The sequence below is a fragment of the Planomonospora sp. ID82291 genome, from assembly GCF_015711645.1.
Classification (GTDB): domain Bacteria; phylum Actinomycetota; class Actinomycetes; order Streptosporangiales; family Streptosporangiaceae; genus Planomonospora.
The window spans coordinates 139,680-159,217 of sequence record NZ_JABTEX010000006.1 but is presented as its reverse complement, the minus strand read 5'-3'; the positions used below and the strand labels follow the sequence as shown (position 1 = coordinate 159,217).

Here is a 19,538-nt window from a genome sequence, read left to right as displayed (position 1 = left end):
CCCGAGCGGCGTACTCTTCGCAGAGTGACTGCTCAGGCGGCAAGCAGACAGGTGCCCGGCGGCGTCGCCGGTGATCTCGTCCATCTTGCGGAGGCGTTCGGGCTCGGGGAGATCCTCGAGGCGGTGTTCCTGCCCGCGGGGATGATGAACCGCAACTGGCGACTGGAGACCCCGCACGGGACGTTCGCGCTCAAGCAGATCACCGACGTGCCGGTAGAGCACGCCCGGCGCAGCCTGGGCGTGCAGCAGGCGCTGGCCGCCGCCGGCCTGCCGGTGTGCGCGCCCCGGCGCACCACGACAGGGCAGGCGGTGGCGGAAACCGGCGGCCGCGCCTACTGCCTGCTGCCCTGGGCCGGCGGGGAGCACCGCGCCGGGACCGACCTGGCGGCCGGGGAGGTCTTTGATCTCGGGGCGCTCGTCGGCCGCGTCCACCACGCGCTGGCCGCCCCCGCCGCAGGCCTGGACCCCGCCGCCGACGGGCTGCGGGTGAAGGCGCGCACACCGCAGGACGCGCTGGCCGAAGCCGACCGCTTCCTGGCGATCATCGCTGGCCGCACCACCCCGGATGCGTTCGACGCCGCGGCGGACGCCGCATTGCGCGGGCGCAAAAAGCTGATCATCACTCACGCCGGGCAGCGTCCTGAAAGCGCGATCGCGCGAGGGCCGGCGGGCTGGACCCACGGGGACCTGCAGCCGCTGAACCTCCTGTGGGACAACGGGGTGATCACCGCGGTGCTCGACTGGGACCGGCTGCGGATCCGCCCCTACGGTGAGGAGGTCGTGCGGACGGCGCGGGTGCAGTTCGCCACCGGCGACGGCTGGGACCTGGAGAGGGTGGCGGCGTTCACGACCGGGTACCGGTCCGTGGTGCCGATCTCCGCCGCGCAGGTCGCGGACGCGGTCGAGCGCCAGTGGTGGGCGTGCATGACCGAGTTCTGGCAGCTCCACTGGCACTACGACAAAGGCGATCACGGCCCTGACCACCTGTGGGCGCCGGGGGAGCGGTTGCTGCACTGGTGGAGTCAGCGCCGGGAGCAGGTCAGATCCGCGTTCACGGAAAGCCGGTAGAACCCGCAGCCAGACAGGGCGGTCCGGTGGCCGCAGCGGCATCGGCCACCCCGTCGCGGCCTGAAGTGGAGGAACCATGACCGATGCCGCTTCACCCTCTGATACGGCCACCGGTGACACGACCGCGGGCGTGACCGTGGGCGTCGCGGCCTTCGACGCCAAGGGCCGCATCCTGCTGCTGCGCCAAGCGCCCGGCAACATCCTGCCCGGCCTGTGGGAGATACCGCAGGGGCCCGTGGCCGCCGGACAGTCCCCCGAGCAGGCGGCACGACGCGCACTGCGGGACATCGGCCTGGCCGACGTCCAGGCGGCCACCTACGCCGGACACCTCGACTACCTCACCCCCACCGACAGCACTCGGCAGGTGGTGGTCACCACGCGTGTCGAAGCCCATCACCTCCGTTCGACCGGCATCACCCTGCCGCCCGGACACGATGCCTCCACCTGGCGGCACGCCGACGCCCTTCCGGCCGTCAGCGCGCACGCCCTCGACCTGATCCGCCGCATCGCCCCGCCGAAGCCGCTGCTGGACCCTGAGGAATGGCAGAATGCTCTGCCGCGCTGGCACGTCGGCGCCAACGCGCTCGTCCGCGACCAGCACGGCCGGATCCTGATCGTGCGGCCCACCCGCAGCCGCACCTGGCAGCTGCCCGGCGGCCAGGTCGATGCGCACGAGACGCCCCAGGACGCGGCCGGCCGGGAGCTGCGGGAGGAAACCGGGCTGGGTCTTCCCGTGGGGGCGCTGCTTGCGATCTCGTTCGAGCACCCGAGCCCCGGGTGGGACCATCCGACCCAGATCCTGCTGTTCGACCTCGGGATCATCGACTCGGCCGCAGCCCGGATCACCGCACACGATCCCGATATCGCCGAGCACCGCTGGGCTCACCCCGAGGAGGCGGAGCACCTCCTCGGCCCGGCGCGCACGCAGCGGCTACGCGCCGGATTTCTCGGCATCCGCCAAGGCCACCCGGTCCTCCTCACCATCACCGACCCGGAAATTTGAGGGGTGCCGATCCAGCACCCGGGCAGGCTAGCGCGGGCCTATCGTGCTTGTGATTTCTGCTTGGGCTCAACGGCGACCTCTGGCGGCAGCGGCGGCCAGGCATGACTGGGGGCTCCGTTCGGTGGGGATGCGCTGCTCACGCCGACCGAGCTGGGGATCGCGGCAAGCTGGACGTAAGGAGAGCGCCGCATCGGGCGGATCGACGAAAAGACAACGGGGGCGGAGGATGGGCGGGCCGAAGGCTGGCGGCGGTGATACGCGGCCAGTGGCGTACCTGCTGGTCGGGCCGACCGGTTCGGGCAAGACCACCTATGCCCGCCGGCGGCTGGAGCCGGCCGGGGCGGTGCGGCTGCCGGTGGACGAGCTCGTCTACGAGCGTCACGGCCGCTACGGCGTGGACTATCCCGAGCAGGAGACTTCGCCCGAGAGGCGCCGGTGCTCGCTGAGGTTCGCCAGCGCCTGGCCAGCCTGCTGGAAGCTGGCCAGGACGTCGTCGTCGACCACGGATTGTGGCTGCGGTGCGACCGCGAGGCATGGAAGAGGCTGGTGGAGCAGGCCGGGGGCCGGTGGCGGCTGTTGTACTTCGATCTGCCCCGTTGCGAACTGCTGCGGCGGCTGACTGAACGCAACCTGCGCGATGACGCCAACGCCTTGACGGTGACGCCCGAGGCGTTGGAGGACTTCTACGCCCGCTTCGAGCCTCCCGGCCCCGACGAGGGCGCCGAGGCCCCGCCCGGATGGTGAGCGCGGGCGTACGGGCCTGGTCTTCAGCACGACCCTGATGCGTGCGGCCACCACGGCGGCGTCGCGGCCAGTTAGGCCGGGCGGAAGGCGACCGCCCCGCCACGTCGATCCGCCCGCCATGGGCCTGCAGATGGTCCAGGATGGTCGTCAGCCAGGCGTCCGCGCGCAGCGTCGCGCTCGCGGCGATCGGGACGGCGAGATTGTGTAACACGTCGGTGTACGCGCCGCCGCTTATGGCTTGCGGCCGACGGGCCTTCTGCGCGGCGGTGGTCCTCTTCTTGGGCATGATCGACTCACGTCCCTGGCGGTCCCCCACGCCGACTGCCGGATCGTCAGATCCGAATCCGGGCAGCACGCAATCTGCGCGGGACTCGAAAGCCCTTAAAACCGGGAAGCGGTGTCGGCGAAGGCGTGGGACCTCATCGACGGCCCGGGGGCATGTGTGGCTTGCCCTGCGCCCATCCTAGAGTCCAGTCCCGGCGGGGCCGCTGGATACCGCCCGGGCAATGACCTCATCGTGTGTTCGATGTCGGCCGCGCCTTCCAGGCCCGTAGGCTCACCACGAACAGCGGCCGCGCCGGAAAAGGGAGCCACATCATGATCACAGTGGATGACCAGCTGATCGCCATACTGGCCGAGCGAACCGGACTTACCCGCGACGCCCTGTTCATGCCCGTGACGGGAACCCGCATCCAAGGGGCGTTCTCCTATCCCCTGCACGACGATGAGATCGAAGACGTCGTGCGCCGAATCGTCGAGGACCTGACCCGGGTGATCCCCCTCGGGTCTGCCACCGAGGCCGATCCGGCATCACGGTATGTATCGCTGCACGAGATGACCCCGTACTACGCCTCCGCGCAGACCCGCCTGGTCATCCTCCGCATCAGCAGCGCCGGTGAGATGCCGGCCCGGCGATCGCCAGGCGACGTCTACGACCCGCTGACCGACGGCTGGGACCTGGACCCGGAAGACTACGACGACGAACTCGTCCGGGCCGCGCAGCAGTGGACCTGGTGGAAACACGTGAAGGCAGCCGGCGCGCGCGAGATCTGGCAGATGCCGGAGCCGTACGTTGGAGCCGACAGCGATGTCCCGCTCGATCGGGCCCTGGACGAGCGCGACCGTACCGGTGACGAGGCCGCCTACCGGACGGCGCTGCAGCAGATCTGTAACGCGAACTACCGGGACATCGACGCCTGGGCGCACTCCGGACACGAAGCGCTCGCCCGCGCGAACGCCGTCACCGGCACCTCCCCCACGGCCAAGCGCCGGCGTTCCGCCGCGCTCAAGGAGGCACTGGGCTACTACCAGACCGGGGTCGCCGTTGGCGAGCTGAGCCTTCCAACCTGCTTCACCGGCGTTCTGCCCTGGTCATTGATCCAGAATCGCCCCTTCCTCCGCGCCCGCCACGGCCTCGCGCTCGCTTTGTGGCGACTCGGCGACTTCGACAACGCCAGCACGGTCCTGAGGACGAGCCTGTGGATCAACCCTGCGGACAATCAAGGGCTGCGCGACCTGCTGTCGCCCGTTGAGGCACACACTCCGTATGAGAAAGCCTCAATCGACTGAGTGCGCGGTCACGGCCCTTCAAGCCATGACCGTACTTGATCGAGTAGGGGCGCTGCGGGCGGTTCGCGTCGATCTCAGCCCACCTTCGTCGCTGACGTGCGGCCCTGTACGGGTTGAGCTGTACCCGCGTCGTCCGGGCCTTTGTCCGCGAGGCGCTGAGGCGCCCCGCATACGATGTCCCCCTGCCTGTTCCCGTGCTCTCGACGGGCACGTAGGAGACCGCTGCCTGACGCGACATGAGGAGCCCGCTGCCGTGCCCTACGCCCACGATGTGCCCATGTGCCGCCAGCTCGTCGATCCCGCCGAATGGGACCTGCACGGAGGATGGGTGCTGGGCGACCGGATGGAGTGGTCCAACCGGGCCTGCGGCATGGCAGCGCTACGGATGATCCTGCTGGCCTACGGCCGCGACGCACCGTCGGTCACCGAACTGCTGAAGCTCGGCGTCAAGCACGAAGCCCTGACCGAAAGAGGCTGGCTGCACTCCGGCATCGCCGAGATGGCCACCGGCTTCGGAGTCCCCGGCCGCGCCGAACCCGTGGCAGCCGAGACCCTGACCGGCGCTCTCGACGCCGCCCCCCTGATCATCTCGATCACCGAGCAGTTCCCCGAAGACGGCCGCAAAGGCGGCCACCTCGTCATCGCCCGCGGCTACACCAACGACGGCCCTGACCCGGACATCCTCATCCGTGACCCATCCGCCTGGGGACAGACCCGCGACCGGGTGCCGCTGCGCCGGGTAGCCGCCTCCTACACCGGGCGGGCCATCACCTTCGCCCCTCTGCCTGCCGGAAGGACTACCGCATGATCACGCTGACGCACGCTGAGATAACCAAAGCGGCCCGCGGCACCGCTCCCGCCTCCCAGCCGTGGGTGAGCGGCCGCAGCGCCAGTAACTCCCGCGAACGGGCACGGACCAGTGCGTCATGACGACGTGGCGGTCTTCACCCAATACATGAGCCCAGAGAAAATCGCGGCCATCGCCTACCAGGGCGCCGATGCGGCCGACGATCCGCGCTGGGAGGCCTCCGGCGCCCACTCTCGCGAGGAGTACGGCCGCTGGTGCCGGCACTGCTGCGGCATGGCGTGCCTGCAGATGGTCCTGCACCACCGCGACGGACACGCGCCGCCGTTGCTGGAGCTGGCCCGCACCTGCACGGCCTACGGCGGGTACATCGACGACGGCTCTGGCGGCATCCGGGGCTTGTTCTACGCGCCGTTCACCGCGTTCGTCCGCGCCGAGTACGGCCTGGACGCTGAGGTTCACCCGCACCTGACCATGGCAGAGATTGGTGAACTGCTGGCCAGCGGCCACCTGGTGATGGCCTCGGTGCACAAGGAGATCCGCCGCCCCGAGCGGCCCGCCCCCGGCCGAGGCGGACACCTGGTGCTCCTCACCGGCCACGGATGCGGCGTCCTACAGCTGAACAACCCCTCGGGCCACACCCCGACTGCCCGCCGCGCCGTCGTACCCATCAAGGTGTTCGAGACGTTCTTCGGCGGCCGGGGCATCGCCCTGGCACCGCGATAGGAGACCCCTGAAGACCTTGAAGGCGAGGACCTCACGGATCGTCAGCTGCCCACGTACAGGATGGGCATCCCGCCTCGCCATTTCCGGCCGGTCGAGCCCGCTCCGGATCAGCGGCGAGACGGTAGCGGCGGCGCGACGATGGCCGTAGCCTCCATGAGCATGCGGGATGTACGGATCAGCGCCGAGGTTCTGGCCGCCCTCACCCCGGACAAGGTCCGCGCCCTGCGCGCAGGCCCGGAGCCGGGACGCACCCAGTGCGTGCGCTGCGAGCAGATCGCCGACGCCGACCTCGACCCGATCAGCGTCGTGGTCATCCGGCACCCCACCCCCGGCGGCGGCACGGTCACCAACATCGTGTTCGCCCATGCCGAGTGTTCACCGTCCACGCTGTCCGACAGTGACGTGCCCGTCGACGTCGAACAGGTGATGACGCGCATGCACCTGATCCCCACCCTGGCCCACCGCCAGCCCAACGGCCCTGTCATCACCGGGCTGCTGATGGAACCGCTGATCCCTATCGTGGAAGCCGTCGAAGCTCCAGCCAACGCCTACCTGCAGACGTTCTTGAGCCACGGCCTTCCGCTCCTGGGACCGTATGACGTTGATATGGAGTACCTGGCGACGGTGCCCGACTGGCGAGCGGTCCTGGCCCCCGGGGAGTCGCCAGAGGAAACCCGGGTGACGATCCTGTGCGAGCGTCCCGGCGAGGAGCACCAGCCTCTCGCCGTCATCTCCGATCTTGTGGTCCGGCCAGGACCGCAGTGGCGGCAGGCCGCAGCCGCCACCGGCGAGCTCGCCCTGTATGCCGGACTCATCGGACTACGCCAGACCCGTGACCGGGACATGATGACGGTGGCGCGGGCGATCTTCGCCGCCGCCCGCGCCGGGAACCTGTGCGGCGGCCTCATCACCGCGGCCGTCATCAGCCCGTGAACCGGTCCCGACACCCGCACACCGTGCCTTGCTGGTGGTTACCGACCAGGTGAACGAGGGCCTGGATCGCTTGGCGAATCGGTTCGGCTGCGGGGGAACCCGGCGCATCAGCCATGATCAAGGAACGTTTTGAACCGCACTTCCCGGGACGCGGCCGCCCCCGGGAAGGAAGGGGATGCGCGGCCATCCGGCGGCGGCGAGCCCGCCGTCGACCATCTGATCCCAGCGCGAATCCAGTGGCCGGCTCATCGCCGCGATGATCTCTGTGCGCCGAGTGCGGGTCTCCACTGCAGGGCGCCTACCGCAACGCCAACCACATCTGCGCTCGCGGGCCTCGCCATGTGGAACGAATGCTCAGCGGCATCGGCTGTTCGTTGGCCAGCTCGAGGCCGTCGGATCGGTGCACAGCCGCGAGCGACCAGGCCGATGGCTCCACAGAGGGCCCCTGCCCAAGCAAATGGCTAGCCACCGGCCGGCGGCTCCTGGTTGGCTGGAACACATGAGAACCCAGCGGCGTGATTGGACCGAGCTGCCGGAGATCGTGAGGCAGGACGTCGAACACCGGCTGGGCGCCGCCGTGCAGAGCTTCGAGGAGCGCCCGGGCGGGTTCTCCTTCGGCGTTCTCGGAGTCGCCACGCTGTCCACCAGCGAGCAGGTGTTCATCAAGGCCGTCACCGACGATACGGCCAACGCGGACGACTACCGGACCGAGGCGGTCGTCGCGGCGGCGTTGCCGAACACGGTGCCCACGCCCCGGCTGCGATTCACCTGCGAGCAAGCCGGATGGCTGCTGCTCTGCTTCGACCTGGCGCCCGGCGGGCTGCCGCACGAACCGTGGCGGCCCGGCGAGCTGTCCGCCGCGCTGGAAGCGCTGGCCGTGTGCACCCGGCAGCTGACACCGGCACCGATCGGCGGCCTGCCGACGCTGGCCGAGCGGATGGCCGGACGGTGCGAGACGTGGCGGGCGCTGGAACGCCACGGCGTCTGGGACAGGCTCACCATCGACGGCATCGGCGGCTGGGAACGCGCCCACCTGCCCCGGCTCGCCGCAATGGAGGCGACATGGGCCGAGCTCGCCGTCGGCGAGACGCTCCTGCACTTCGATCCCCGCTTCGACAACATCCTCATCAGCCCCGGCGGCACCGCGCAGCTGGTCGACTGGGGACGCGCCTGCACCGGCCCGGCCTGGAGCGACCTGGTCTGCCTGCTGCTGCAGTCCGATCTCGGTGACGCCGACCCCGCAGAGATCTTCGCCGCTCACCCGGTCGGTCAAACCGCCGACCCCATGCACGTCGACGGGTTCCTTGTCGCGCTGGCCAGTTACTGGACCCACACGGCCGCCCTTCCGGGACTGGCGCACGCCCCGCATCTGCGCAACCGACGCGAGTACTCCCGGCAGGCGACGATCAGCTGGCTCCAACGCCGCTGGGCATGACATCACCCACCGCAGTGCGCTGAGACGGCACCAACCGATCGATGCCCCGCCGCTCAGCGGGGCGTAGATCGGGGGAGCCGGTTCCGCTTGACGAGCGCGGTGACCTCCTCGGGCGTGCCCCTACCGCGGGCCCGTCGGTGATCGTCTGCGTCCAGGTGAGTTCCCAGCGGGGGCATCACCACAGGCCCAGCATGGCTATCACATCGGAGGGCTGCGCCAGCGCCTGCGCGGGGTGCCCGCATGACGCAACCGGCACCGTCAGGCCGGTGCGCATCCATCCCCTGGGCGTTCCCCCCGGGGCGTGGACACCTGCTGGTTCGTGTGCGGTGGCGAGACTCGATTCCTCGCACCCGAGTGGTCCCAGGAGTGATCAGCCCTGGTCGGTGCGCCGGGAACCTCCCTGGCTGCGCCTATTTCCAGGGACGGCCGGACGGTGCGGAGCGGCAGGCCTGAAGTCGGCTGGTTCCCGGATGATCTCGGTGCGCAGGATGACGGCCTCGTCGTCGCCGTGACGGTCACGGAGCGCGGTGAGCATCTGCCCGATGCTGGGGCCGCAGGAGATCCATTTGCCAGCCAGCTCGAATCCGGCGTCTTCCGGCGGCAGGTCTGGCAGGGTGAATAGCTCTCGGATGGGCTCCTGCGCCGGGCCGGTGACGCATTCACCGACTGGGGCGTCGTCTCCGAGCAGGCGGTAGGTGATCCAGACATCCATGTCGTCGTCCGCCTTCCGTGGGTCCGGGTTCCAGGCTAGACGCGCAAGCCGTACCCGTTCCAGGGATCGCTTGAAGAGCCTGGACCTGGGGCGGAAGGCCGAGAGTCGAGGACTACCAGTCCAGCTCTCGGTCCCTGAGCATGGCAGCTGCGGAACCCGCACGCTGGGGACACTCAGGGGCAAGGGGCCGACCATCGCCGACGGGCATCCCGCGCGAGCTGTACCAGGTCGGGGCGCGCATGGTGCTGCGGATGCCATACGACGGGTGCTCTCGCTCAAAACCATCGCCACCACCTGACGATCGAAGGCGCCGAGGTGGGTGAGCTACTGGCCGACCACACCGCGCTCCGCCTCAGCGACCCCGCTGACCAACCGCTCGCCCACACCGACTCTGTCGCCGCTGACTTGGCGCAAAAGCGTTACGGCCGGTGGTGGAGAATCGCGGCCACGCCCCTCCTCCAGAGGGCGACATGCGCGAGCAGACGGACGCTCCAAGCAGGCATGACCGGACGGGTGGGAAAACATCCCGGTGAGGAACAGACGCAAAAGCCCCACTCCGAGGCGGGGCTTTCACGTTGCTTTACTTCACTAGTTGCAGCGGCGGATGCGCCGGTGAGGTCGTCTGGAAAACGGTCTCACCCGGGAGCGCTTTCACCGGTATCGCCGGCGTTAGGCCGAATACCTCGTCGCTGAGCTCGTTCAGCCTGATGTGCAGCGCGTCGGCGATCTGCACGGGGGTGACGCCCTCGGTACGCAGAGCCGCGAAGACCTTGGAGAGCAGCTGAGAGGACTCCCGGGCGATGCCCTCGGGTTCTCCGCGGCGATATCCCATGCGGGACAGGTTGGTCGCCAGCGTGCGATATCCCCACTCGGTCACCAGATTGAGCTCTTGAAGCCGGTAGGTCAGCGCCATCGCTGACACCTTCCAAACGGATCGGGCCGCCAGGACGCGATCCACAGTCGCATTGTGAAGCCGTCTGGCGATCACCGCTGGTTCGGGCATCAGGAACGCGGAGGCGAAACGCTGGGCCTGCTGCTCGGCATCCTTGCCGTGCGGAATCTCATGCTGGGCATGAAGCACCAGGTGGCCGAGTTCATGGGCGGCGTCGAACCGGCCACGCTCACCCGACTTCCTGGTGTTGAGGATCACATACGGGGTGCTCTTCCAGTAAAAGGAGAACGCGTCGACCTCCAAGCACTCCTCCGCCAGGGAGAACACCCGTATCCCGCGGGCTTCGAGCAGGTGCACCATGTTGCTGATGGGAGCCACACCCAGCCCCCACTGGTCGCGTACATGTTGCGCGGCCCATTCTGGATCCCGCCCGGGAAGGCTCGGCAGATCGGCGAGCGGAAGCCGGAACCGGTCCTCGATCCACTCGTTGATCATGATGGCGATGCGGGCCGCGGCTAAGGCGGCGTCTCGCTGGCCAGCGGTGAGTTTGCTAGGCGCCCGGAAACTCACCGCCTCTGCGGGGACCTCCTCGATCTCTTCCGCAGTGAGGAAGGCCACCGGCACCTCAAGGGCGCCAGCCAGCGTCTTCAGCGCCGCGGCGGTAACTCGTAGTTCCTTGACCCGGCCGTTTTCGTAGTCCGACAGCGTGCGGGTGGTGATGCCGGTGACCTGTTCCAGGCGCACCAAGGTCATGCCTCGCCGCTTTCGAGCCAGCTTCAGCCGGGATGGGGTATATGGGTATTTTTCTGTCATGGTGCCGTCTTTCACCCTCGTGGGCGTCAGCGGCGCTCAACAGCAACGTCGAAGCCCTGTCCGTCCTCGCCGGGCAGGTCTTTGTCGATGCGTTCGTCGCGCACGTCCTCGAAGGGAAGGAACGGGATCAAGATCCGCTCCCTCCAGCGGTCAACGTACCCTTGCGGCGTGATCGATCCGGCGAGGGAGAGTTCTGCGGCGATGCCGAGCACCGTGACGTGATATAGCAGAATCCAGGTGGCGCGTTTCGCCTCGACGACGTCGTGGAGCTTGGGACCGACCTCGGCGTCAACGAAAAGCGGCAGCTGGCCGTTGTCCTCTACGACCTTGTGATACGTCGCCCCCTTAGCGTACTTGGTCGTGGGGGCCGGCCCCTCCTCCTTGCCGGTCTGCGCGTCACCGGTGGTCGCGACGATGGCGAACCCGACCGAAGGATGGACCGTGAGCGGAAGACCGCCGGGGTTGTCATACGTCCACCCGTCGCGGCCTTTGCGGATGCGGAAATGCTCGTTGATCCGTCCCCAGCGAGCCATTCCGGGCATCACCCGGGGAGCGGCTTCCGACCATGACCGCGCTTCACCTTGGCCAGCGCTCAGCGCGGCGTGGATGTCTTCCACCGTCAGCCCAAGCTCTCCAAGCCGCTTGGCGCTTCCATCTCCCTGACGGATGACCACAGGCCCTCCCTGGTATCGGCTTCATGAAATCCTCCCTCAAATGAGGGAGGAAAACAAGAAGATCGACAGGTGTTGGAGCGGCATAGTTTCCTGTCCCGTGACGAAGAAGCGGTGGCGATACCGTGTAACTGTTCCAGTAGAAGGCAACCGGCAGCAGGACGGCGAGGCGGGCACCGAGATGGGCGGGGATGTAGATGCAAGCACATAGGCGGCGCACCGCCCTGACAACGGCGGCCCGATTCGGCGGCGCAGAGCCACACGCTGGCCGCTATCACCGTGTGGTGCCGGTTGCCCGGCATCAACAGTGACCTGGCCCACCTGGTGACCGCTCCGCAGGATAGGCGCGGTCACCACAGGTCCAGCGCGGTCATCACCTCGGCGGGTTTCGGTAGGTCGGAAGCAGGATGCCCGCACGGCAGCAGTGACACGACCAGGTCGGTGCGCAGCCGCACCATGTCCCGCCAGGTGAGCACCTGGGCGAAATGCTCTCTGACCAGCCGTCCGGCGCGGCCGGTCAGGCGGTCCGAGTCCGGAAGATCCTCGATGCCGAGACCGCCTTCCAGCAGGCGGGCGGCGGTCTTCGTTCCGATCCCGCGCACCCCGGCGATCCCGTCGGATGGGTCGCCGACCAGCGCGACCCGATCGCACCAGCGGCGCGGAGCCACCCCATAACGGGCCTCGATCTCCTTGGGGCCGATCACCCGGCATCCGGGGTGCATCGCGGTGTTGAGCACGCGAATGCGGTCGGTGACCAACTGGTAGAAGTCCCGATCGGAGGCCATGACCCACACATCCCGGTCGGGACCGGCGGCCGCCGCCAGCGTGGCGATCACGTCATCGGCCTCGGCGTCGTCGAACTCCACCCACGGCACACCCACGACTTCCAGGGCCCGTTTGACGTCCGGCAGCGTCCGGATCGGCGCCAGCGCCGCCTCATCAGCCGGCCGGTGCGCCTTGTAGGCGGGGTCGAGTGCGCGCCGCCCGGCCACGCCGTGCTCGCCGTCGAAGACAACGATGACCTCCGGCGGCGCAGGCAACTCGGAGCGGATCGCGACCCGCAACAGCGCCATGAACCCGAACCCGCCGGTAATGTCCCGGCTGCGGTCACGACTGAGGACGCGAGTGGGGAAGCCGAACTCGGCACGCCACAGCAGCCCGTGACCATCGACCAGCAGCAAGGGAACATCAGACATGTGATCACCCATCAGGCTTTCGTCCTCCGCACCGCCGGGCGAGCGGGCAGGTGTGATCTGCGGGATTCAGCCAGACAGCGCCACGGTCATGCAGCACCATAGCCTCACCCGATCTGTTCCCTCACCGAAACGACGCAGCCCATGACCGCCATCGCCGACCACACCACCTACTGGGACCGGTACGCGGCCAAGACCTCCGACCGGACGCCCCAAGATGCCCTCGAGGGCGCCTTCGGCTGGACGCAGTACCCCGGCCACGGCCCGGGCGCCGAACTGTTGGGGGATCCGGTCACCGCGCTGGAACTCGGCTGCGGCCACGGCGACGCCGTCGCCGCGCTGACCCTCAACGGCGTGGAGACAACCGGTCTCGACCTGTCAGCGGCCCACATCACCAGCGCCTATGAGACATGGGGACACCTGCCGAGGGCGCGCTTCCAGCAGGCCGACGCCATGGACTACCTCGCCGACACCTCTCGCCATTGGGAGGCGATCTACTCCATCTGGGGCGCGGCCTGGTTCACCGACCCCGAACAACTACTGCCGGCGGTCCACGACCGGCTCACCCCCGGCGGCCGCCTCGTCTTCTCCCACGCGCCCGCCATCCCGGGCAGCTACGGCTGCCAAGGCACCTACGGCGCGGGATACGCCGGCCCGCAGGTGTGGATCTACCGGTGGGCCTACGAACCCGAGACCTGGACGGAGATCCTCCACCGGCATGGCTTCCGCCGCGTCCACGCGCGTGTGGAGCCCGCGCCCGAACCCGATCACGTCGGCACTCTGCTGGTGGAAGCCGTCCGGCCATGACGGGTGCCGTCCATCCCCGCTCACCCACGCGTCCCCTCCCTGCCGGTGACCGGCCGCCCACTCTCAGATCACGGAGGTGTTCATGAGCACCAGCAGGTTCACCGGCGCCGCCCCCTACTACCGCCTGTTCCGCCCCGGCATCCCGCCCGAGGCCGTCGCCGTGCTGAACGCAGAGACCGACCGCCTCGGTACGGTCCGCCGGCTGCTGGACCTGGGCACCGGGACCGGGCAGGTGCCCGCGGCGCTGCACGCGGCCTTCACCGAGATCGACGCCGTCGAAGCGGACGCAGGCATGCTGACTGAGGCGGATGCGGTCCTGCGCGCCGCGGTGGGGGAGCGCACGGTGCTGCGCCTGCACCACCAGCACGCCGAGGACTTCACGCCCCCGTATCCGGGTTGGAGCGCCGATATGGTGACGATCTGCCGCGCCTTCCACTGGATGGACCAGCCCGTCGTGCTGGACGCCTTGGATCGGTACACGGCACCGGCCGGTGTGCTCGCCGTCATGGGCGACGGCAGCCTATGGACTGCCCGCACCCGGTGGACCGACGCCCTGCGCGAGCTCATCCAGGACCACCTCGGCCCGCAGCGCCGCGCCGGCACCGGCACCTTCACCTCTCATGACCGGTCGTATGCCGACGTGCTGGCCGACTCGCCGTTCCCCCGCGTGGAGAAGATCGTCATCCCGGTGCGCCGGGTCTGGAATCCGGAGCAGGTGATCGGCTACCTGTACTCCACCTCCTTCGCCGCGCAGCACTTGTTCGGTGAGCGTCTGGCAGCGTTCGAGACCGCGGCCCGGCGCCTGCTGGACGAGTTGGCCTGCACCGGCCCTCTGGTCGAGCCTGCCGAGTTCCAGATCCTGCTCGCCCGCCGCGAGGCGGCCTGACCGTGCCGGGCGGCCTCCCTTTCCCCGCCGGCAGCGGCCCGGCGGGAGCCCACATCGTCGAGACCCGCACACCCGCCCGCCACGCGGCCACCTCTGGAGGAGATCCCCGTCATATCATCCCAGCCATGGACGAGCGCGCCTCTGGTCGCGCTCGATCTGGAAGGCTCCGGCAGCCATGAACGCGACCACCAGGCGATTGTGGAGGTCGCGTTCATTCCTCTCACCCAGGGCCGCCCGAATGTCCAGCATGCCTACGAGACAATCGTGAACCCTGGACGACCCATCGCCCGCCGCCCTTGGTCCTCACCCGGTCTCACCAACGACGTCCTGGCATGCGGCGCCCCCTTGGAGGCCGTCCGGCCGCATCTGGCCGCCCACCTGGACGGGAAATGGATCGTCGGCCACAACGTTGGCACTGATGGGCGGCTGCTGGCGCTGCGCTGCCCCGAACTGCGCCCGGCCGGACTGATCGACACGCTCCGTCTCGCCCGGGCCGTCCACGCCCGCACCCGACAGCTGACCTTGACCGCGCTGCTGGCCCACTACGGCCTGGCCGATGAGGTGACCGCGCTCGTCCCCGGCCGACAGCCGCACCGCGCCCTATGGGACGCCGTGGGTGCCGCCCTGCTGCTCGGCGCGCTCATCCGTGATCTCCCCGATGCCGGCCGCCTCACCGTCACCGGCCTGTGGCACCTGGCGGGCATGCCCTACGGCGACGTCGGCGAGCAGCTTCCCCTGCCGCTGTAGCCGCGACCGCACCAGACCCGGACCCGGAGTCGCGGCCGCGACAGCAGCGGGAGCGGCGACCGCGGGGCTACGGCCGCCCGACGCTGAGGTAAGTGAAGCCGAGCGCGCGCATCCGGGCCGGATCCAGCAGATTCCGCCCGCCGAAGAGCACCGGCTGGCGCATCGCGGTGGCGGCTCGCGCCCAGTCCACGTCCTTGAGCTGCGGCCACCCGGTCACCACGATCGCCGCATCCGTACCTTCCAGGACCACCTCCGGACTCGTGTGACGGGTCGTCGACGTCCACGGCTCTACCTCAGCGGGACGGGCCAGCGGATCCCAGCACCGCACCCCGCCCCTCGGCCAGCAGCCGGGCCGCCAGCACCGTGCTCGGCGCCTCCCGCATGTCGTCGGTCCCCGGCTTGAACGGCCGTCCCCAGCAGCGCCACCCGCGCGCCGGTCAGCGTGCCGAGCTCGTCCTTGAGCCTCTGGATCGCCCGGCGTTTTTGCAGGTTGTTGACATTGATCACGGCCGACAGCAGCGGCAGGTGGTAACCGGTGTTGCTGGCCAGCTGCCGCAGCACCACCGCCTGAAATGCGCCTTTGCGGGCCGGATACCGCCGAACCGCGCACGGGCGATCAGATGCCTTGACGGCCTTCCCATCCGGTATCGGCCAGGCGGCGGGCGATCACCCCGGCCGGCTCGCCAAGCAATCCGGCGGCCCAGGCCAGCAGCGGATCGACGAGGTCGGGATGGTCACCGCGGCCCGCCGCCACCAGCAGTTCCGCGGCGGCGAACACCTGTACTTGGCGTCCGTGCGAGCCGGTCAGCTCATCGGCGAACACTGCCGCGACCTCATCGGCGACCTCGGGACGCAGCAGCGAGTAGGCGCGCAGCATGGCCGCATCCGTGCCCGCCGGTTGCATTCCCCATCCTTCCCAGTCCAGCAGCACGCATCCGGGCGCGGTCAGGTTCGCCCAGTGCACATCGGCGTGCCCGCACTCCCAGGCGGTGACGTTCGAGGTGAGCGCCCCGCCGCTGATCCACTCCAGCCGGCGCCCCACCAGGTCCTCACGGATCGCGACCCGGTCGGTTCGGGTCGCGGCCACGGCCGCCAGCGACACCCGCAGTTCCCGCCACCAGGCGGACGCCAGCCGCACCGGCGCCCGCAACTCCGGAGCCGCGGAGACCGACCGGGCCGTCACGAACGTCGACAGCTCCGCCCGCCACCGCAGCCGGTGATCGAACCACTCGCAGACGTCGAGCAGCTCCGGCCGGGCCACCCCGGTGATCGCCTGGGCGGCCTCCACACCCCGCCACAACCGGGTCTCGGCCTGATCGGCCGCAGCCGCCACAACGCGCAGCCACCGGGCGACGCCCGCGCGCTCCACGCGGCCGCTCACCGCACGGCCCCGCCACCCGGCCACCGTGTCTCCCGCGAGCACACAGGCGAAGCACACCGCGGCACGGGCGAAGGCCCGCCGCATGCGCCGGTGGTCATCGGCCACCGGTATCCGCACCCCGAGACCACCTTTCTGCCAGCCGCCGCACTCAACGGAACAATCCCACGGTGGCCGCCCCGGGGCGCGGCCACCGCTCCGATCCGGCAGTCCAGAGAGACGCAGGCGGCCTGCGGCCCCGTGCGGGCAGCCCGGTGGGGGAGGGGTAGCGTACGCGGGCGAATCATCACGGACGATGTCCGGCCTGACCCTTTTCGAGCCCCGCCATCCGGGAAGTGACGTGAAACTGCTCATCGTCGTCGTGGCTACAATCGCCGCGGCGGTCCACTGGTCCGGCAGGGTCCGGCCGTACCGGATCGAGTCCTTCACCCACCGCCACTACGTCGCGATCACCCCGGTCACCGAACCGGTCATCCGACACTACCTGCGGCTCACCCGCAGGTGGCGGTCGACGGGACTGGCCGCTGGAATCCTCCTGCCCGTCGTGATGCTCGGCTCTGACCTGCCTCCGGTCGGTGATCACCTGGCTTTCGCCGCCTGGCCGATCAGCCCGTTCACCGGCTGGTTCCTCGGCGCGATCGGCGCGGAGCTGGTGCTCGCGTGCCGGCGGCGCACCGGTCCCGGCGCGACGCCGGCCTTCCTGCCCGCGCTCATCTCCCCTGCCGCGACCTGGTCGCTGCGCACCGGGATGGCCCTCGCCGGAACCTCCCTGCTGGTGTGGGCCGCCGGAGCGGCCTCCGGTACCGGGCTGCTGGACGGGCTGCCGGTCGGACTGAGCGTGGCAGGGGCGGGCATGGCGGTACTCCTGGTCCGGTCCCTGCGGGAGCGTCCGATCCCCTTCGCCCCGCTTGAGGCGCTCACTGCGGTGAGCGCTACCCGGTCCCGCTCAGCGCACGTGCTGGCCGCCGCGTCCCCCGTCTTCGTCCTGTGCTGCATGGCGCCCGTGGTGGAGCTGCGCATCTGGGGCGAGCCCGCCGTATTCCTAATCCTGCCTGCGGCGGGGGTCGCCGTCGTGAAGGTCGCCACGCCGCCGTGGGAATTCTCCATGCGGTACCCTCTTGCGCTGGAGATGCTCCAGGCCGACGAGCCGCCCGTCGCACAGACGCCGGACCCGGCCGGCATGGACGAGGAACTGTGGCGCCTCCACGGTGAGGCCTGGTGGGGCGGGACGGAAGAGGACCCCGCGGAGGATCCCGGGGAACCCACGACGCAGGCGCCCACCGATCAGTAGAAGGCCAGGAAAGTGCAGCAGGCCCATCGCATCGCGTTCTCGGCGCATACGCGATCCGCCCTCTACCTGACCGATCCGAAATGACCCACCCTTCGCCCCCCCGCGATACGGCCATGAGCGGGACCGTACCGCAGCGGGCGAGGGCTGATCGCTGACGATCACTGCGGGGTACCGAACAGCGTCTCGGCCACGATGTCCAGCCCGATCTCCACCATGGCCATGGCGTCTTCGACCTCGTAAGGGCTGGCGATCTGCGGCCAGTAGCGACGCAGCGCGTCAAGGGCTCCGCGGTCTTGCGCCAGCGGTGCCTGCCGGGTCGGGCGCTCAAGCGCCTGTGCAGTGAAGGCAACCACGATCCCGATGATCACCGGCCACAGCGAGGCGATGAACCGGTCCGGCTCCGGCCCGACGGCAGGCCCCTTCTCAGCTCCGATGAGTTCTTGCCAGCTGTCGTTCTGGGTTGTGCGCACACGCTGGCGCAGGTGCGGATACGCGGCGTCGACGGCATCGACGAGCACGTCCAGGCGGGCGCCCGGTCCCAGATGCCGCAGCGCGGCCGGCCGCTGCTCGGCCGCAGGAAGCCAGATCCAGGCCGCACCGGGATCAGACCACCGCTCGTAGGCGAGGAAGGCCACCCCGCCGCGCTGGGCGGTGGCGTGCATGCGCTCAACGAGCCCGTCCCCGGCGGCACAGGCCAGCAGCGCGCCCATGGCGCTCCACCCGGCGGGTACGGCCAGATCGGCGAACTCCAACTCGTTGATCTGCGTGGCCAAGTGGACGAGGTCGGCGTCGAAGACGTCACCGTCGAAAATGCATAGCGGACACAGCAGCATCTCAACGGCACGGCTCGGCGTCAGCAGGTGTGCTCGCGGGTAGGCCTCACCGCAGATGGAGCAGGTGCTGTCGTCGCAGACGGCGGCCAACGCCGCGCTCCGGCCGGCGGCCAGCAGCTGCCGGGCTTGAGCGACCAGTTCAGCCGCCGGCAGATCACCGGGCAGGGTGAACTCGACGATGCGCGCGAAAGGTTCGGACGGAGCTGCCATGAAGACCATCGGCGGCCGCGTCAGATCAAGCGCCGCATCATCGGGATCCTCGTCACCGGACCAGGAGACGCGCTGATCGTTGCGACTGATCACAACGCACAGCGGGCCGAAGTAGGACAGGTACTCGCCGAATTCGACGGCCGCTTCCATCTCGACCGGCCAACCGTCCATGCGGAACGCTGCAGCCAGATCGGTGTGCAGGTCCCGAGCACGGACGATCTCTCTAGCGGCCGGAGTCGCGGCCCGCTGGAGGTGACGGCGAGCGGCGGCGTAGGGTTCACCGCTGGCGCGGCTTCGCCGCCGGATGGCCTGCTTACGCGCTCTGTCCCTGGTCATGTGCGGATCCTTCACGGCCAGCCCACGCACTGCGCCGTTGGTCGAGAGCACATACCAGTCAGCGACGTCACGGGAATCGGTGATCCTTGGCCGACGCGTCCGGTGGCGGCGTGGCACCGATGGACGCAGGCTCGGGCGGCCGTGATCCGCCCAGTGCAACTATAGCGACCTCACCTGGGTGATCGCTGGTTCTTACCCAGAGCCACGAGCTCCCTGGCTGCTCCGGTGATCGCTGGGGCAGCACGAACGCCCCGCCACAACGTGGTCTTGGCCTGATCGGCTGGAGTCGCCATGACGCGCGGCCCCTGCCTTATCTCGTGCTGCGTGGCGTCCATCCTCAGTGCGGAGCGCGCTTTCACCGGGCCGTGCGGGCAGGCGCGTACTCCTCGTCGCCGAGGGCGTCCAACGCCTCGGTGACCACTCCGTCGATTGCGGCCACGGCCTCTTCCTCAGCAGCGCCAGCCCGCGCCAGCGACGCCTCGGCCG

Annotated in this window: 20 protein-coding genes and 1 pseudogene; 13 read left to right on the top strand and 8 right to left on the bottom strand. The window is 69.6% G+C overall.

The genetic code is table 11. The features are described from left to right. The first annotated feature begins 24 nt into the window (after window positions 1-24). The 9 genes and pseudogenes from HS045_RS30185 (at window position 25) to HS045_RS30150 (ending at window position 8,283) form a co-directional block, all read left to right on the top strand. Window positions 25-1,068, top strand: a complete 1,044-nt coding sequence (locus tag HS045_RS30185; protein ID WP_196455011.1) for a phosphotransferase — start codon at window positions 25-27, stop codon at window positions 1,066-1,068. Between the two features lie 76 nt (window positions 1,069-1,144). After that, window positions 1,145-2,071 (top strand): NUDIX hydrolase, encoded by a 927-nt coding sequence (locus HS045_RS30180; protein WP_196455010.1) that lies wholly within the window; start codon window positions 1,145-1,147, stop codon window positions 2,069-2,071. 127 nt (window positions 2,072-2,198) lie between these two features. Next, window positions 2,199-2,417: pseudogene (locus tag HS045_RS36475) on the top strand (hypothetical protein); the annotation flags it as partial. Between the two features lie 89 nt (window positions 2,418-2,506). Continuing rightward, entirely contained in the window at window positions 2,507-2,815 is a 309-nt protein-coding gene (locus HS045_RS35060; RefSeq protein ID WP_307827801.1) for an AAA family ATPase, read from the top strand. Between the two features lie 597 nt (window positions 2,816-3,412). Next, window positions 3,413-4,384: a hypothetical protein gene (locus HS045_RS30170; protein ID WP_196455009.1), complete on the top strand. Its 972-nt coding sequence runs from the start codon at window positions 3,413-3,415 to the stop codon at window positions 4,382-4,384. Window positions 4,385-4,637: 253 nt separating this feature from the next. Then, window positions 4,638-5,192: a C39 family peptidase gene (locus HS045_RS30165; protein WP_196455008.1), complete on the top strand. Its 555-nt coding sequence runs from the start codon at window positions 4,638-4,640 to the stop codon at window positions 5,190-5,192. A gap of 147 nt (window positions 5,193-5,339) precedes the next feature. Further along, the gene (locus HS045_RS30160; RefSeq protein ID WP_196455007.1) at window positions 5,340-5,915 is read left to right on the top strand and encodes a C39 family peptidase; all 576 of its coding nucleotides are present in this window, start codon (window positions 5,340-5,342) and stop codon (window positions 5,913-5,915) included. A 159-nt stretch (window positions 5,916-6,074) separates the two neighbouring features. Beyond that, window positions 6,075-6,848, top strand: a complete 774-nt coding sequence (locus tag HS045_RS30155) for a hypothetical protein (protein WP_196455006.1) — start codon at window positions 6,075-6,077, stop codon at window positions 6,846-6,848. A 499-nt stretch (window positions 6,849-7,347) separates the two neighbouring features. Then, window positions 7,348-8,283, top strand: coding sequence for a phosphotransferase (locus HS045_RS30150; RefSeq protein WP_196455005.1), 936 nt, complete (start codon window positions 7,348-7,350; stop codon window positions 8,281-8,283). A 370-nt stretch (window positions 8,284-8,653) separates the two neighbouring features. Here HS045_RS30150 and HS045_RS30145 read toward each other — a convergent pair whose 3' ends face one another. From HS045_RS30145 to HS045_RS30130, 4 genes are all read right to left on the bottom strand, one after another. Then, a complete protein-coding gene (locus HS045_RS30145; protein WP_196455004.1) occupies window positions 8,654-8,995 on the bottom strand; it encodes a hypothetical protein in 342 nt (113 codons plus the stop codon). Between the two features lie 580 nt (window positions 8,996-9,575). After that, window positions 9,576-10,715, bottom strand: coding sequence for an ImmA/IrrE family metallo-endopeptidase (locus HS045_RS30140; protein ID WP_196455003.1), 1,140 nt, complete (start codon window positions 10,713-10,715; stop codon window positions 9,576-9,578). An 11-nt stretch (window positions 10,716-10,726) separates the two neighbouring features. Beyond that, window positions 10,727-11,374: a hypothetical protein gene (locus HS045_RS30135; protein ID WP_196455002.1), complete on the bottom strand. Its 648-nt coding sequence runs from the start codon at window positions 11,372-11,374 to the stop codon at window positions 10,727-10,729. A 347-nt stretch (window positions 11,375-11,721) separates the two neighbouring features. Next, window positions 11,722-12,567, bottom strand: a complete 846-nt coding sequence (locus HS045_RS30130; protein ID WP_196455001.1) for a 5'-3' exonuclease H3TH domain-containing protein — start codon at window positions 12,565-12,567, stop codon at window positions 11,722-11,724. Between the two features lie 141 nt (window positions 12,568-12,708). On the opposite strand from HS045_RS30130, the gene HS045_RS30125 reads away from it, so the two are divergent. The 3 genes from HS045_RS30125 (at window position 12,709) to HS045_RS30115 (ending at window position 15,004) form a co-directional block, all read left to right on the top strand. Then, window positions 12,709-13,371 (top strand): trans-aconitate 2-methyltransferase, encoded by a 663-nt coding sequence (locus HS045_RS30125; RefSeq protein ID WP_196455000.1) that lies wholly within the window; start codon window positions 12,709-12,711, stop codon window positions 13,369-13,371. An 82-nt stretch (window positions 13,372-13,453) separates the two neighbouring features. Continuing rightward, window positions 13,454-14,257, top strand: a complete 804-nt coding sequence (locus HS045_RS30120; protein ID WP_196454999.1) for a trans-aconitate 2-methyltransferase — start codon at window positions 13,454-13,456, stop codon at window positions 14,255-14,257. Window positions 14,258-14,350: 93 nt separating this feature from the next. Then, window positions 14,351-15,004, top strand: a complete 654-nt coding sequence (locus tag HS045_RS30115; protein ID WP_307827803.1) for a 3'-5' exonuclease — start codon at window positions 14,351-14,353, stop codon at window positions 15,002-15,004. A gap of 67 nt (window positions 15,005-15,071) precedes the next feature. Here HS045_RS30115 and HS045_RS30110 read toward each other — a convergent pair whose 3' ends face one another. The 3 genes from HS045_RS30110 to HS045_RS30100 are packed head-to-tail and all read right to left on the bottom strand — an operon-like array spanning window position 15,072 to window position 16,490. Continuing rightward, window positions 15,072-15,332 (bottom strand): UDP binding domain-containing protein, encoded by a 261-nt coding sequence (locus HS045_RS30110; RefSeq protein WP_196454998.1) that lies wholly within the window; start codon window positions 15,330-15,332, stop codon window positions 15,072-15,074. After that, the gene (locus HS045_RS30105) at window positions 15,293-15,568 is read right to left on the bottom strand and encodes a hypothetical protein (protein ID WP_196455062.1); all 276 of its coding nucleotides are present in this window, start codon (window positions 15,566-15,568) and stop codon (window positions 15,293-15,295) included. Before HS045_RS30105 ends, HS045_RS30110 begins: the two co-directional genes overlap by 40 nt. Before the next feature lie 52 nt (window positions 15,569-15,620). Continuing rightward, window positions 15,621-16,490, bottom strand: a complete 870-nt coding sequence (locus HS045_RS30100; protein WP_196454997.1) for an aminoglycoside phosphotransferase — start codon at window positions 16,488-16,490, stop codon at window positions 15,621-15,623. A gap of 232 nt (window positions 16,491-16,722) precedes the next feature. On the opposite strand from HS045_RS30100, the gene HS045_RS30095 reads away from it, so the two are divergent. Beyond that, window positions 16,723-17,673, top strand: coding sequence for a hypothetical protein (locus tag HS045_RS30095; RefSeq protein WP_196454996.1), 951 nt, complete (start codon window positions 16,723-16,725; stop codon window positions 17,671-17,673). Window positions 17,674-17,831: 158 nt separating this feature from the next. Here HS045_RS30095 and HS045_RS30090 read toward each other — a convergent pair whose 3' ends face one another. Next, window positions 17,832-19,052 carry a hypothetical protein gene (locus HS045_RS30090; RefSeq protein ID WP_196454995.1) on the bottom strand — a complete coding sequence of 407 codons (1,221 nt, stop codon included), beginning with the start codon at window positions 19,050-19,052 and terminating at the stop codon, window positions 17,832-17,834. Between the last annotated feature and the right edge of the window lie 486 nt (window positions 19,053-19,538).